The 893-nt window shown below is 70.0% G+C and carries 2 protein-coding genes; both read left to right on the forward strand.

What is annotated here, in order from left to right:
- The first annotated feature begins 41 nt into the window (after positions 1 to 41).
- Positions 42 to 383 carry a DUF5713 family protein gene (locus FNX44_RS27235; protein ID WP_143651621.1) on the forward strand — a complete coding sequence of 114 codons (342 nt, stop codon included), beginning with the start codon at positions 42 to 44 and terminating at the stop codon, positions 381 to 383.
- Positions 384 to 419: 36 nt separating this feature from the next.
- The gene (locus FNX44_RS27240; protein WP_143651622.1) at positions 420 to 830 is read left to right on the forward strand and encodes a hypothetical protein; all 411 of its coding nucleotides are present in this window, start codon (positions 420 to 422) and stop codon (positions 828 to 830) included.
- The last annotated feature ends 63 nt before the right edge of the window (positions 831 to 893 follow it).

Raw genomic sequence — 893 nt, forward strand, 5'->3', positions numbered from 1 at the left:
CCATGGGGGTGGATGGAAACGGAACGAAGGGGGCTGGGCTGATGGTGATCACAAACGGGCGGGTCGCCGAGCGCGAGTTCCTGCGGCGGCTGTACCCGGACCCGTACTTTCCGGATGAACTTCTCGACCGGGGGCGAGGGATCCTGCTGCGGCTCTGCCAGCGGATCGAGCGCGAGCAGCCTGCGGACCTCGTGGCTCTCTACGCGCTCACCCACGCGGCGACGGAGGAGTTCAACGAGTTGGACGAGGCGCTGGGCGACGCGGACAGCGGGATAGAGACGGTCGCGCGGGAGGAGATAGCGGAGGACTTCGCCTTCGTGGCCTCGGCCTACGGCTTCGCCAACGCGGATGTGGAAGAGCTGATAGCGCCCAGGGACTGGTGAGGTCCGACGAGGGGACGCACGAGGGGGAGGTGTGCGATGACGGTTGTGCCCGGGCCGGAGGCCGGTTGGGAGCGGGCGGAGGAGTACCAGGGCGGGAAGCGCAACCCGGCGTTCCAGATGAGCGTGTGGGAGTACGCGACCCGCGGCTTTCGGGTCATCGGCGGCCTGGACGTGTCGCTGCCGGACCTGGCCGCCAGGCTGCGGCTGGACGTCGAGCGTGGCTGGTGTGATCTCGGCACCGTCGACGCCGCGATGTTCAAGGTGCGCGGCATCGACTTCGCGCTCAGCCGGACCGAGGGCAACCCGGCGCCGGATGTGCACGTCTGGGCCGCTCGTGAGCAGGAGGACGCGGAGGCGGCGTTGGACGTGTTGCTGTCCTCGCTCGGAGTCGGGCGGGAGGCGTTGACCTTTTGGGGTGATTCGGACAGCGGGTACACCACTCAGTGAGGTTGAGGGCGGAGGGACGGGCACGGCCCCGGGCGCGCCCAGGGGGGAGGCGCGGCCGGGGCC

The sequence above is a fragment of the Streptomyces alkaliterrae genome (assembly GCF_007097205.2).
GTDB lineage: Bacteria > Actinomycetota > Actinomycetes > Streptomycetales > Streptomycetaceae > Streptomyces > Streptomyces alkaliterrae.